Below are 12,642 nucleotides of genomic sequence, written 5' to 3'. Positions count from 1 at the left end.
ACTCCATTTATTTCTCAAACTGCGAAGTCAGCATGCGCGATAGGCCTTCCGCCAAATGGTTGAGTACAGTAATGACCTTGCCGTATTCCATTCGCGTCGGACCAAGTATCCCTACCATTCCTACCGGCTTGCCTCCAAGCGAATAAGAAGTGGTAATAATACTGCATTGCTTAATCGCGTCTAGCTGGTTTTCCTGTCCGATGCGTACCGTGAGACCATCACCCTGCATGCCGATCACATTCATCAACTGATCGTGCTGCTCTAATAGCTCGAGAATATCCTTGACTTTATCCACGTCTCGGAATTCCGGCTGGTTCATGATCTTGGTCGCACCGCGTAAGTACACCCGTTCTTCTTCTTGTGTCAGCGAGTTGTTGAGGAGCTGAAGTATTTCTTCATACTGCTCTGTATGACGCTGCATTTCACCGGAAATCTCTTGATAAAGACGTTGCCGAAGCTGCCATAGTGGTACGTCGGTCAGCTTTGCATTCAATAGATTGACGAGTCTCTCGATTTCCCCGGCACCAATGCCTTCAGGGAGATCGATCAGCTTGTTCTCCACTCGTCCGGTATGCGTCACTACAATCGCGACAGCCTGTGCAGTATTGAGAGGAACGATTTGAATATGTTTTAACCGATGCTCAAAAATCTCTGGACCCAAGACAATCGCCGTGTAGTTTGTCAGCTGAGAGAGAATTTGGGCAGTGTACTCTACCACTTGTTCTGCGTGGAGAATACGTTCGGCAAACAACTGTTTTAGGTTACCCAACTCAGCTTCCTCCAAAAGATGAGGCTGAATCAAGTTATCGACGTAGAAGCGGTATCCTTTTGTCGAAGGAACACGTCCCGCCGATGTGTGGGGCTGTTCTAAGTATCCCAGCTCCTCCAAGTCAGACATCTCGTTGCGTATCGTTGCCGAAGAGAATCCGATGTCGTCCCGTTTGGAAATGGTTCGGGAGCCAACAGGTTCGGCAGAATGAATGTAATTATCGACAATCGCGTTTAAAATCATTTGTTGACGGTCTGATAACATGGATGTCGCTCGCCTCCTGTTGGATTGTTAGCACTCATGCTTATCGAGTGCTAAATCTATATACTAAGGTATCAATAGTAGAAGGATTTGTCAACGAACTTGAGCTAGTTCCAAAGACAAAAAATCTCATTTTTCGCGAGTTTCGCTTTGTACTAGCGAAGAAAACGCGCAAATACCTCATTTCCGAGCGGAAGCCCCTGTTTCGTCAGCTTCAAAAACCCGTCCTGTTCTTCCAGCATTCCTTTGGCTACCTCTTCTTCTATTATTGTCCCAAAAACATCATGAACAGTGGCGCCAAAGCGGGAGGCAAACGCCGAAAGGTCAACTCCTTCTCTCAATCGGAGCCCCAAAATCATCTGTTCCTCCATGGCATCCTCGCGTGGTACCTCGAATTGTTCTACACGCGGCAACCCTTCCTTGCACTTCTGCATGTAAATTGCAAGCGGGCCAGCATTCACGTGTCGATGGCCGCACACATAGCCGTGGGCACCTGCACCCACCCCATAGTATTCACGATTGAGCCAATAGGTTTTATTATGTTTGCTCTCAAAGCCCGGTTTTGCAAAATTGCTAATTTCATACTGCTTGTACCCGTGACGCTCCATCTCTTCTATTAATACCATGTACATCTCAAGCTCTGTCTCTTCAGATGGCAGTGGCAGCTGATCCTTCTGGTAAAGGGTGTGGAACAGCGTGTTCTCCTCCACCTTGAGACTGTACGCAGAGAAATGGGTGGTGCCTAGCCCAAATGCCTTGTCCAACGTCTGGCGAAAAATGTCTAGTGTCTGATCCGGCAACCCAAACATCAGGTCAATGCTGAAGTTGTCGAAGCCCACTGTTTTCGCATTATCGATACTGCGGTACACGGCTTCCTGGTCGTGTATTCGCCCCAGTCGTTTTAAGAGCGCGTCGTCAAAGGACTGCACACCAAAGCTCAGACGATTAACACCCAGCTCACGCATGATCCGCAGCTTTTCCACGTCTGTCGTTCCCGGATTCGCTTCCATCGAAAACTCGATATCATCCGCCCAGTACTTGCCCAATTGTTTTTGTACCAATTCTAAAAACGCGCGCATTTGGGCATGATCGAGAAACGTAGGCGTCCCTCCGCCGACAAAAATCGTTTTCACCTGCTCGATCGGCTGTTGGCTAAAGGTGATCTCCATTTCGCTTTTCAATGCGTCCAAGTAATCCCAAATGAGCTGCGGATTATTCGTCACAAATGAGTTGAAGTCACAGTAGTAACATTTATTCGTACAAAAGGGAATGTGAATGTAAACCGATTGTGGCATCATGTCCCTTTCCCTCCTTATAATAACGACTTTTGGATTGCCTTTTTCAATAAAAGTCAAAAAGTCGGCTTTTCAGCACCGAGAAAGTGGCGAGAACCTGAAGAAGGAGGAGCCGAGTGTAGGGGACCTACATGAGCACCGGACTTCGAAGGTGAACGCCAGTTTCGATGCCGAATCAACTTTCATAAATGACTTCGTGATCAAAAGCCGACTTTTTGACTACCTTTTTTAATGGAAAAGACCTGACACAAGGTCAGGCCTACTTCTTATCATCCATGCGCAATACAGCCATAAATGCTTCTTGCGGTACCTCTACGGAACCGACAGACTTCATGCGCTTCTTTCCTTCTTTTTGCTTTTCGAGCAGCTTACGTTTACGCGAGATGTCCCCGCCGTAACACTTAGCAAGAACGTTTTTACGCAAGGCACTGATCGTTTCACGAGCGACTACCTTGTGTCCGATGGTCGCTTGAATCGGCACCTCGAATTGCTGACGTGGAATCAGTTCCTTCAGTTTTTCGCAGATGACTTTTCCACGAGGATAAGCCGTGTCTTTGTGGACGATAAACGACAGAGCATCCACCACTTCGCTGTTGAGGAGAATATCCATTTTCACCAGCTTGGAAGCCTTGTACCCAGCTAGCTCGTAGTCAAAGGATGCGTAGCCTTTTGTACCCGACTTCAGCATGTCAAAGAAATCGTAAACGATCTCCGACAAAGGCATGTCGTACTTCAGCTGCACACGGCTCTCACCCATATACTGCATGTCAAGAAACTCGCCGCGTTTACCTTGGCACAATTGCATAACATCGCCGACGTATTCTTTCGGCACCATGACTGTCGCTGTAACGTAAGGCTCCTCGACCATTTCGATCTTTTGCGCTTCCGGCATTTTGGACGGGTTGTCGATTTCGAATACTTCGCCGTTCGTTTTGGTAATACGATAAATAACGCTCGGCGCGGTAGTAATCAAGTTAATGTTGAATTCCCGTTCGATCCGCTCCTGGATGATCTCCATGTGCAGAAGTCCCAAGAAACCGCAACGGAAACCAAAGCCAAGTGCTTGGGAAGTCTCCGGTTCAAACTGCAAAGACGCATCGTTTAGCTGGAGCTTTTCTAACGCATCGCGCAGATCGTTGTACTCGTTCGTTTCGATTGGGTACAAACCGCAGAAAACCATCGGGTTGATCTTGCGGTAACCAGGTAGCGGTTCAGGTGCAGGGCGATTCGCATCTGTAATGGTATCCCCCACACTGGTGTCGCCCACTGTCTTAATGGAAGCAGCTACGTAACCTACATCTCCAACCGTCAATTCTTCTACTTGTGTTTGGCGTGGCGTAGAGGTACCGATTTCTGTTACCTCAAACGACTTGCCCGTCGCCATCATTTTGATTTTCATACCCTTTTTCAAGGTTCCGTTAATGACACGGATGGAGGCAATTACGCCGCGATACGCATCAAAATAGGAGTCGAAAATCAAAGCTTGGAGAGGTGCATCCGGATCTCCCTCTGGAGCAGGTACTTTTTGCACAACGGCTTCCAGTACTTCTTTAATCCCGATACCCGCTTTGGCAGAAGTCAGAACCGCATCGCTGGCATCCAGACCGATCACGTCCTCAACTTCTTGCTTCACGCGCTCAGGCTCTGCGCTCGGCAGGTCGATTTTGTTGATAACCGGAATGATCTCCAGGTCGCTGTCCAACGCCAAATAGACGTTCGCCAATGTCTGGGCTTCGATCCCTTGTGCCGCATCCACGACGAGAATAGCCCCTTCACAGGCAGCCAAACTGCGGGATACTTCATACGTAAAGTCTACGTGTCCAGGGGTGTCAATCAGGTGCAGAATGTATTCTTCACCGTCATCTGCTTTATAGTTCAAACGCACGGCATTGAGCTTGATCGTAATCCCGCGCTCTTTTTCCAGCTCCATCGTGTCAAGAAACTGGGCTTCCATCTCACGTGCAGTCAAAGCACCGGTCAGCTCCAAAATGCGGTCTGCCAGCGTCGACTTTCCATGGTCAATGTGGGCGATGATGGAAAAATTTCGTATCCTTTTTTGTCTTTCACGACGATCCATGTGTTGTTCGTTCCCTCCCACGCGAATCCATTCAAACGTTCAGATTGCGCCTCGCAAAAAATACACTAACAGTAATTATAACAAACCGATGATATAAAGAGCAACCAAAGAGAATTGGGCATTTGCCTCCTTTTTCTCGTATCCAAACTTTTCCTGTGCTAAAGTGGGTAATAGCATGGAGCTGCGAACCGCTTGGCCGCTACACGTACAAAAGTTGCGAATGCAATAAACGATTTCTTAGGCGATACCGCCGTGAATACAAAGAAAGAAACGGAGAATGATCAAAGTGAACAGCGTTGACTCTTGCTTGCATTGCTTGACGATATCGGATATTCCCGGACTCATTGCCTTATCTGATTCCGTAGGCTGGGATTACGATGAACTTGAAATTCACACAATTCTGTCTATCGGCACCGTAATCGGTCACAAAGACGCGAGTGGCACCCTACTTTCATGTGCGGCTATCATCCCGTACGATGACAAGCTTGCGAGCATCGGTATGGTGATCGTCCATCCCTCAACACAAGGCAAAGGGTATGGCAGCCAGCTCATGAAGGCGTGCATGGCGTCTGTTTCTAACGATACAACGATCATGCTCATTGCAACTCCAGAAGGAGAGCCTTTGTACAAACGCCTTGGGTTCCAGACAACCAGTCGTATTCGCAAGTTTATTGCAGAACACTTTGCTCCTGAAACACCTCCGCGGCTTGAAGAGCATGACGAGTTCGTAATCATTCCAATGGAGTTAGGCGATTTCTCGAGCGTGGTTGAATTGGACAATGCAGCATTGGGCAGCAGACGCTCTCTCTTTCTCGAGACACGCAGGAAACAAGCTACTACCTGTCTAGTCGCAAAAAATAGCTCCGGCAAGATCGTCGGATATGGCTTCGCCGTTCAAGGTCCGGTCAACCTGATCGCGGGACCGATCGTGGCAGAAAGTTCCATCATGGCTGAACACATCCTGTATAAGTTAACACAAAATCATACCGGACGTGTGCGAATAGATGTACCGGATGAGCAAACAGCATTTCACACTTATTTGGAGCAAAACGGCTTCACACAGGTTTCCCATCCGCCAGTGAAGGTTGCAAATGCGGATAGCCTGCCACGCCGCGCTGGGACGTACTGGGCGATTGGCGCTCAAATATACGGATAAGCATGAAAAGCGAAAAACGGACCTCCTGCCAGGAAAAGGTCCGTTTTGTCATTCTTACTTTGTTTTTGATCGATTGTTAACTTGCTCCAATACTTTAGGCGGAAACAGCTTTTGCAGGCTGCTCTGGTAGTTGCTGCCGTCCTCAGGCATTTGGATGTCAGTTACCCGATAATCTTTCCCATTGTAAGCAATTTGAAAGGCCATTGGTGTACTGAGCGCAGAAGAATTGCTTCCCGTTATTTTCACCCAAGCGTATACCGTTCGTTTTGCAGCGTCTGGCGCTTCTACACCGAGGAGCTCGACATTTATCTCGCGGCGTTTTCCCAGCCACCCCAGCTTATCGCTTTCCGTCTCCAAATACTGCTGAATGATAGGCCCGACCAATTGACGGTTCGCAGGTGCTATCCCTTTTTTCACCTCGACAAAAACTTGTCCGAGATGTTTGCCTCCCGATCTTACTTCCAACTTCCATTTTCCCGGTTCAGGCAACACGATCCCTGATGGAAAATGGCCTTCCGCATCGTATAATGGGTCCATCACCTCGTAGCTGCCCAATACTAGACGGGTCCCCTCGGTGTTGTAAGCAGCGATCTCTACTTTGGAAGCGTAGTTTCCATTCAACAGCCATATCACACGCTGCGTCTGCCCTTCGTAAAAACCGTCCTGATCTGTCATGATGCGGACAGGCTTTTCTCCCAAATAAGAAAAAGATTGATTGTTGTAAGTGGAAGACAAAGAAGGCGATAGCTTCCACAAATCCGCTTCGACGATTTGACCCCCTGGCAACAAAGAGGGAACTTGTGTCTGTCCATGTGGTGGTCTCATCTCGTGCTGTGCAGATTGTCTCTCCTCCTGAATAGGGAGCCCGAACCACAATAGCAAGCCCATAGTCAGCACAACGCCCGGCAAGGCTAGCTTCCTCCAACCAGTCATCCACCCTGTCCCAGGCCTCGCCCTCTGCCGCACTCGCTCTTCCATCGATGCAGTGAATTGTACATCACGAAAAATGGTCTGATCTGCCCGTTCCTTTAAGTCCGTGAGCCATCGGTTTTCGTCCATTCCCAGTCCCTCCCCTCTCCCATACTCTGCCGTAGCTGCTGTCTGGCCCTATGCAACCGGGTTCTGACTGTTCCTTCCGTTACTGCTAGCACCTCAGCCACCTCTCCGATGGATAAATCCGCATAGTAATGAAGGGCAATCACTTGGCGATAGAGCGGAGGAAGCTGCAACACTTCTGCTACGAGCTGGTCCCTCTCGGCTTGATCGAGCACAAGACTTTCTGTAGAAAGCTCACCATCCTGCCTAATCCACGAGCGGGGAAGGATATGACGGAACGACCAAGAACGCAAATAACCTTTGCACTCATTTACCGCGATTCGATACAACCACGTGTGCACACTGCTCTCCTGCCGAAATCGGGGAAGATGCCGATACACCTTAACGAATACATCCTGTGTAATATCCTCTGCCAAGCTGCGATCTTTGACCAGAAAAGTGACGAGTCGAAGCACGCGGGTCCCAAATTCCCTCATGATTTGTTCAAACGCAGCATCTGTCGTTGGCTGCAATTTTTCCAAGGGCGCGACCTCCTTCACTCGCATTCATACTGGTTAGATGCAGCAGCAGACATTTTGTTACAAAGTGGAGGCAGAAATTTTTTTCGCCAAAATCGTCCAGCGAGTAGCTCCACCCGGTGTCCCGACAGGTTCAGCGAATGGATACCCACCATGCTGCCAACGATCCATATCGTAGTTCTCGTCAGCTTGACTCGTCTCGAAGTCTTGCTTGTGGAATACATTCTCTTTGCTATAGGTGACGTGAAAGCCTGATCCCTCCAATAAGAGCTCAAGCTCTGTAGGCAAAAGCAACGCCATCTCGCGCTCTACGCGATACCTTGGCTGCTCGATCTGATCAAGAAAAGTCTCATAAGTAAGCGTATAGCGGAACTTTTGATCCAAGAGTGAAGTTTCCCCCTCCACCTTTTGATACACCATGCGGTCCGGGAAAACGAATTTGCGTTGCATCGTTGTCCATTGATTTTTTACTGGCGGCAAGAGTAAGTCAATTGCCAAGGTTCCGTCTTCTGTTATGTAATCGTGGATGACCGAAAGCAATTGACGTTGCTTGTCTCTACAGGTGGCCTGCTGAAAAATCCCTTCTGGAAGTAGGACATGCGTAAATTGCCGTTCAAGCTCCAGCTCTAACATATTTTGTTCTACCAGCTCCAGCAGATCTTCTTTCCCTTTTAACATGCGCCGTTTCTTTTTGGTGGCCATCTCCAGCATATCCGGGCTCCAATCTATCCCACAGACGGACAAGCCATTCCGTGCCAGTTCAATGGCAATTCTCCCTGTTCCAACACCCAGCTCCAGCACGGAGACTGCTGATTGCTCCGCTTCCCGCAGCAACCAGTTTCGATAAAAAGCGATGCTGGCCTTCCCGGCAAACTGATCGTAATACGTAGCTTCTACGTTCGTGTACTTCGTTTCAGGAAGCGGCAAGTGCCGGCCTTCCTCGTTCATCCCACAGTCGGTACACACAGAACCCGCTAAATGAGGAAAAGGCACCCCGGGCGGGACGCCATTTTTCGTATCACCTAGCCACTCGTCGTAACGGAACTTGCATATTCTGCAACTGTAAACTGTCATATTGCTTTAGATACCTCCTGAAGATTGCTTACTTCCCCCAGAACGCAAGAGAGGGAGCTTGATATGACTCGGATATTGGCTGTCATGATAGACACGTTGCGAGGCGATGACCGTCTCGGTTTCCGTCGCCAGATCGTTGCCTGTATTCGGATTGGGGAACGAGAAGTTCTCGGCGCCAGAAGTAACGGAGACGCGAATGCGGTGACCTTTTCGGAAGACATTGGCGATCTTGGTCATCCGAATCTCATAGCATTCGATTTGTCCTGGAACAAGAAGCTCGGGCTCTTCGAATGAGTGACGGTAGCGTGCGCATATAATCCCGTCCGATAGACGAATCGAATTGCCTTCCTCATCTACATCACACAGCCGGACCAGCCAATCTGTATCACGCGCTGAGCTGGATGCATAGATAACAGCCGAGATTTCTCCCGCGATGACGACTTCCTCTTCCAATGGCTCTGATGTGTAGACAAGGACATCTGTTCTTTCTTCCACATCACGATAGTTTTCCGGAACGCTGTTTTCATTCTCGGACAAATCCAGCAGATACGGTGCTGCGTCTAGCGGATCATAGCTGTATGTATCCACTGCCTGTTCACCTGGGATAGACAGGGTCAGTGTTCCATCTCCGCCGCTCGTATTGGCGTTTCCCTCACTGCTCAGATACAGATTCGTCAGTGTCGTCTCTGCTGGTGGCCAAGTCTGCGAGGTCTTCCATTCGTTTTCTCCCACCATGTAGTACTCGACACGCGGCTCTTGATCGACGCCATTTTCCACCCCTTTTAAATAGCGGTCAAACCAGCGGAGCTGTGTCACATCCAGATCGTAACGGATGGCGTTGTTTCCAAATGGCACATGATGGATTTCACGGGTTGTATTCGCCTTGTGATACCACGGCCCCAAGATGAGTCTGGCATGCTCTGGCACATTTCGGGAAACGACCTCCCACGATTCGCTCGTCCCCATCCCGTTGTCGTCATACCAGCCTGATACCAGGGTAGCAGGCACCTTTACCTGATCCGCATGCCGTTTCCAGTCTGACATAGCCCAGAACTCGTCTCCATCCTGATGTTCCATCCATTTTGTCCAAAACGGGATTTCTTTCCCCAGCACTTTTTGCGGGATTTCCTTAAGCGGCCGCACCTTGATGACCTCACTCCAGTCATCTCGGGAGAGAGCCGCGACATTTCGACGCTGCTCTGCCATCATGAATATCCATGACAGACCACCAAGAATCGTCCCCCCTTTGCGTGGGATATCTACATATGGCGTCCCTACTGTCACATAACTAAAAATCGCCTTCAGATGCGGATTGCCGCTCGCGGCCGCAGCCCATTGCACATAACCCACATACGAGCCGCCGAGCATCCCGATGTTGCCATCCGACCACTCCTGACTCGCGATCCAGTTGAGGCTGTCGTCTCCATCATTGCGCTCGTGAACGAGTGGAATCCACTCTCCCTCGGAATCTTCACGCCCGCGTGTATCCTGAACAACCAGCGCATATCCGCGAGCTACAAAGGGCAATCGGCGAAAAATGGCATCCATTCGTCCATAGGGAGTGCGCATGAAAATCGTTGGAACTCGTTGGCCTTCCACCAAACCCGCAGGTAGCCAAACCTCAGTCGCCAGACGAACGCCATCTCTCATCACGACATCATGCCTACCCGAGTGGTGTACGCCGTAGTTTACTTCGGAAAGCAGAGGGTCCTGCCACATCGTAAGTGGAGTCAAAGCCTCCCACCCGGTTTTCGCCAATACGACGCTATCGCCACGACCTGTCAGCACAAAAGCGATGACTTCATTCTCACAAATGATCAAGTCAATTGGCTGCGCTGCTTCACGCACCGCCCAGATCCACGCTTGCTTTTGCCCTGCGGGACCTGTTCCTTCGATGGAAAGGTGGCGTTGGTAGTGCCCTTCGCTTTCCGGAAACACGACTCGCTCGCTCTCCCAGTCGATTTGCTCCCATTCCGGCAGCTTTTGTGCCAGGGTGAGGAGAGGCAACTCGTAGGCTGCTTCCCCTTCAGCCAGTTGTGCAAATAGACCGTCAGCCGCACCACCCGTATCCCAACCTGTACTCCGATGCCAAACTTCCCCATCCTCAAAGCGTATATCAGCTACCTTGATGCCAGATTGATAATAGCCAAAAGAAGCAAGTTTATGCCCAGTCTGTGCCATCCGTCATTCCTCCTGTTATCTGATCTACCTCCACACTTCCTGATACACTCTGAGGAAATTACCACCCAAGATTCCTTCGATTTCTGCCTCCGTGTACCCGCGCTTCATCAGCTCACGCGTAATTTCCGGAAGTGACGCATGGCCTTTTACTACATCAAATGGCATCTCTTTGGTTTTGGCAATCTTGTCCAAGGGCAAATATTTCGTCAAATCATCGCATAGGTCTAGGCCTATGCCGATGTGCCTTGCTCCGACAAGCTTTTTCATATAGTCAACATGATCAATTAGACTCTCAATAGTTGCGTCAGCGCTGTTAGCTGCTGTGAACATGCTAAACGCATTCAGCCCGACAAGTCCGTCCTTTTCCGCAATCGCTTTGATCTGCTCATCTGTCAGATTGCGCATCGTCGGCACGACTGTTCGGCTGTTGGAATGAGAAGCGATCACTGGCTTTTCAGCGATTTCCATCACGTCCCAGAACCCTTCGTCATTCAAATGGCTTACATCGATGACAATGCCCAGCTTTTCCGCTTCCTCGATGAGACGCACACCGAAATCGGTGATGCCCCCTTTTTTCCCTTCGCGTACCGGTGCAAAAAAGCTGCCGTCTCCAACGAAGTTGCGCCGACTCCAAACCAGCCCCATCATCCGTACTCCGAGCTCATAAAAGACACGCAAGAGACTCAGGTCGTTATGTAGTGGTTCTGCCCCTTCTAATGAGAGAATGAACGATACTTTTTGGTCCGCTCTTGCCCGTTGCAAATCATCCAAATTTTTGGCGATGACGATGTGCTCGGGAGACTCTGCCGCTTCTGCATGCATAGCGCTGATCTGGTTGAGCGCCTTGCGCAGACTCATCTCTGGTACAAAAGCATCCTCTACGAACACGGCTGCCACAATGGAATGCACACCACCCTGCTGGAACCGTGGCAAATATTCCGTCTCGATCATTTTGGTTCGACCGTATCCACGCTGAATCTCCACATCCATCAGCAGATCAAAATGCCCATCCAGAACGTGAACACCGTCATGAAATTTGCGCGCCTGTTCCCTCGTGACTTCCGTCATACGGGTCATCTCCCATCTTGTTCTATGGATTTTTCTTATCGAGATAGTTGTAAACCGTGAATTTGGATATATCCAATAAATCCGCTACGTATTGCACGGCTCCCTTGATCAAAAAGAGACCCATTTCATCCAACTGGTGGATAAATTGAATTTTCTCTTCTTTTTGCATCAAGGCGATTGGTTTGCCTGTCCGTTTCAAGCAGTCCTCTATCATTTGCTCCATCAAAGTCCCGACAGTCGGAGCAAATCTTTCCCCCGTTTTTTCTGCCTCACGCTTGTCTTGGATCACCATCATCGATTCGATGAATGATTGCGCCATTGCGAGATGAGTGATATCAAGATTGATACACAGACTTCCAATGACTTCTCCTTGCTCATCCTTGATGTAGATGGAACTCGATTTGATCTGTTTGCCTTTCATGGTGTCGTTGCGATAGTTGAGGTCAAAAGCTTCTTCACTGACCTTCGCCGTACGTAAAGCTTGCAGTGCCAAATTCGTTACCGGCGAACCGACCTGCCTGCCACTGACATGGCCGTTGGAAATGGCAATAATCGATGAGGAAATATCGCCTGTCAAATCATGTAACACCACTTCACAATGCTCGCCAAAAGTCCGTGCCAGTCCCTCTACTACCGGAATGTAGCTGGCTAATATTGGATGTAAGTTTTTCATATTACTCCTCGTTCACTTCCACAATCATCTCAATTTCGATTGGGTTGTTAAACGGAAGAACAGATGTCCCAGCTGCCGCTCTCGCATGCTTGCCCACTTCACCAAAAATTTCGATGAGGAAATCAGAAGCTCCATTAATCACCCGCGGCTGCTCGTAGAAATCAGGGGCGCTGCTGACAAGAGCGAACAGCTTGACAATCCGTGTGATTCGATCCAAATCACCAATCTCGCTTTTCAAAATGGCTAGCAGATTAAGAACCGTGATCTTTGCAGCCTCGTAGCCCTGCTCGATCGTCACATCTGTTCCCAGCCTACCAAGATACAGCGGGTTTCCATTTACGTAGCACCCCGCACCGGATGTATAAATGATATTGCCAGTCTGTACACATGACACATAATTCGCCATGGCTGGAGGAACTGGCGGCAACTCATACCCTAACTCTTTTAAGCGTTGCTCCACTTTGGACATAAAGCCATCACCTCGTCATCAATTTCATTCCTTTCTTTAAACATA

At 49.3% G+C, this 12,642-nt stretch carries 11 protein-coding genes; 1 reads left to right on the top strand and 10 read right to left on the bottom strand.

Annotated elements, in window-relative coordinates; all coding sequences use genetic code 11:
• Window positions 1–7: 7 nt before the first annotated feature.
• The 3 genes from hrcA to lepA form a co-directional block, all read right to left on the bottom strand.
• Window positions 8–1,033: a heat-inducible transcriptional repressor HrcA gene (gene hrcA, locus ACKKE8_RS11410; protein WP_409178259.1), complete on the bottom strand. Its 1,026-nt coding sequence runs from the start codon at window positions 1,031–1,033 to the stop codon at window positions 8–10.
• A gap of 152 nt (window positions 1,034–1,185) precedes the next feature.
• A complete protein-coding gene (hemW, locus tag ACKKE8_RS11405) occupies window positions 1,186–2,328 on the bottom strand; it encodes a radical SAM family heme chaperone HemW (protein WP_409178258.1) in 1,143 nt (380 codons plus the stop codon).
• A gap of 256 nt (window positions 2,329–2,584) precedes the next feature.
• A complete protein-coding gene (lepA, locus tag ACKKE8_RS11400) occupies window positions 2,585–4,402 on the bottom strand; it encodes a translation elongation factor 4 (protein WP_409178257.1) in 1,818 nt (605 codons plus the stop codon).
• A gap of 277 nt (window positions 4,403–4,679) precedes the next feature.
• Between lepA and ACKKE8_RS11395 the strand changes: the two genes are divergently transcribed.
• Complete coding sequence (locus ACKKE8_RS11395; RefSeq protein ID WP_409178256.1) at window positions 4,680–5,558, top strand: GNAT family N-acetyltransferase; 879 nt, start codon at window positions 4,680–4,682, stop codon at window positions 5,556–5,558.
• Between the two features lie 54 nt (window positions 5,559–5,612).
• Here the strand turns inward: ACKKE8_RS11395 and ACKKE8_RS11390 are convergent, their stop codons facing one another.
• Genes ACKKE8_RS11390 through ACKKE8_RS11360 form a run of 7 tightly spaced genes read right to left on the bottom strand, consistent with a single transcriptional unit; the run spans window position 5,613 to window position 12,597 of the window.
• Window positions 5,613–6,617, bottom strand: coding sequence for a hypothetical protein (locus ACKKE8_RS11390; RefSeq protein WP_409178255.1), 1,005 nt, complete (start codon window positions 6,615–6,617; stop codon window positions 5,613–5,615).
• Complete coding sequence (locus ACKKE8_RS11385) at window positions 6,587–7,135, bottom strand: sigma-70 family RNA polymerase sigma factor (RefSeq protein ID WP_409178254.1); 549 nt, start codon at window positions 7,133–7,135, stop codon at window positions 6,587–6,589. Before ACKKE8_RS11385 ends, ACKKE8_RS11390 begins: the two co-directional genes overlap by 31 nt.
• Before the next feature lie 57 nt (window positions 7,136–7,192).
• Entirely contained in the window at window positions 7,193–8,206 is a 1,014-nt protein-coding gene (locus ACKKE8_RS11380) for a methyltransferase domain-containing protein (RefSeq protein WP_409178253.1), read from the bottom strand.
• Between the two features lie 6 nt (window positions 8,207–8,212).
• Complete coding sequence (locus ACKKE8_RS11375; protein ID WP_409178252.1) at window positions 8,213–10,387, bottom strand: CocE/NonD family hydrolase; 2,175 nt, start codon at window positions 10,385–10,387, stop codon at window positions 8,213–8,215.
• A 24-nt stretch (window positions 10,388–10,411) separates the two neighbouring features.
• Window positions 10,412–11,455 carry a dipeptidase gene (locus tag ACKKE8_RS11370; protein WP_409178251.1) on the bottom strand — a complete coding sequence of 348 codons (1,044 nt, stop codon included), beginning with the start codon at window positions 11,453–11,455 and terminating at the stop codon, window positions 10,412–10,414.
• Window positions 11,456–11,477: 22 nt separating this feature from the next.
• Window positions 11,478–12,128, bottom strand: coding sequence for a transcriptional regulator (locus tag ACKKE8_RS11365; protein WP_409178250.1), 651 nt, complete (start codon window positions 12,126–12,128; stop codon window positions 11,478–11,480).
• Between the two features lies 1 nt (window position 12,129).
• Window positions 12,130–12,597 carry a RidA family protein gene (locus ACKKE8_RS11360; protein ID WP_409178249.1) on the bottom strand — a complete coding sequence of 156 codons (468 nt, stop codon included), beginning with the start codon at window positions 12,595–12,597 and terminating at the stop codon, window positions 12,130–12,132.
• Window positions 12,598–12,642 lie beyond the last annotated feature (45 nt).

Source organism: Brevibacillus fortis, from assembly GCF_046196545.1.
Taxonomy (GTDB): Bacteria; Bacillota; Bacilli; order Brevibacillales; family Brevibacillaceae; genus Brevibacillus; species Brevibacillus fortis_A.
This window is presented reverse-complemented; position numbering and strand designations above follow the sequence as displayed.

Bases quoted from the DNA above. Each gene is read 5' to 3' on its own strand.
- hrcA (WP_409178259.1), bottom strand. From the start codon at position 1,033: ATGTTATCAGACCGTCAACAAATGATTTTAAACGCGATTGTCGATAAT.
- hemW (WP_409178258.1), bottom strand. From the start codon at position 2,328: ATGATGCCACAATCGGTTTACATTCACATTCCCTTTTGTACGAATAAA.
- lepA (WP_409178257.1), bottom strand. From the start codon at position 4,402: ATGGATCGTCGTGAAAGACAAAAAAGGATACGAAATTTTTCCATCATC.
- ACKKE8_RS11395 (WP_409178256.1), top strand. From the start codon at position 4,680: ATGATCAAAGTGAACAGCGTTGACTCTTGCTTGCATTGCTTGACGATA.
- ACKKE8_RS11390 (WP_409178255.1), bottom strand. From the start codon at position 6,617: ATGGACGAAAACCGATGGCTCACGGACTTAAAGGAACGGGCAGATCAG.
- ACKKE8_RS11380 (WP_409178253.1), bottom strand. From the start codon at position 8,206: ATGACAGTTTACAGTTGCAGAATATGCAAGTTCCGTTACGACGAGTGG.
- ACKKE8_RS11375 (WP_409178252.1), bottom strand. From the start codon at position 10,387: ATGGCACAGACTGGGCATAAACTTGCTTCTTTTGGCTATTATCAATCT.
- ACKKE8_RS11370 (WP_409178251.1), bottom strand. From the start codon at position 11,455: ATGACGGAAGTCACGAGGGAACAGGCGCGCAAATTTCATGACGGTGTT.
- ACKKE8_RS11365 (WP_409178250.1), bottom strand. From the start codon at position 12,128: ATGAAAAACTTACATCCAATATTAGCCAGCTACATTCCGGTAGTAGAG.
- ACKKE8_RS11360 (WP_409178249.1), bottom strand. From the start codon at position 12,597: ATGTCCAAAGTGGAGCAACGCTTAAAAGAGTTAGGGTATGAGTTGCCG.